Source organism: Chimaeribacter coloradensis, assembly GCF_002858715.1.
Classification (GTDB): Bacteria; Pseudomonadota; Gammaproteobacteria; order Enterobacterales; family Enterobacteriaceae; genus Chimaeribacter; species Chimaeribacter coloradensis.
In genome coordinates this window covers 1-361 of sequence record NZ_PJZH01000088.1, presented here as the reverse complement: position 1 = coordinate 361, position 361 = coordinate 1, and the positions used below count along the sequence as shown (strand labels likewise).

At 60.7% G+C, this 361-nt stretch carries 1 protein-coding gene; it reads right to left on the bottom strand.

Translation table 11 applies throughout. The features are described 5' to 3' along the window. On the bottom strand, positions 1-361 hold a 361-nt coding region (asd, locus tag CYR32_RS21265; protein ID WP_101827046.1), incomplete at both ends, for an archaetidylserine decarboxylase.

The window sequence follows — 361 nt, the reverse complement described above, 5'->3', positions numbered from 1 at the left end:
GTTGGCCAATTGCGGCTCAAGGCGTACTTTTCCGGCCGGGAACAGGTTAATCACCGTCGACCCCAGTGCGAAGTGCCCCATCTCCTGGCCTTTTTCCAGCGTCACCGCGCCTTCAATGCCGGCCGGTGCGTACGTCCAGCGCTGGATAATGCCCGGCCGCGGTGGGTTAATGATGCCGGCCCAGACGGTGGAAATACTGCCGACAATCGTCGCACCGACCAGAATCTGCGCCATCGGCCCGAATTCGGTGTCAAACACGCAGATAACCCGCTCATTACGCGCAAACAGGTTCGGCACGTTGGCCGCCGTCAACGGGTTCACCGAAAAGAGGTCGCCCGGCACGTAAATCATCTCACGCAGG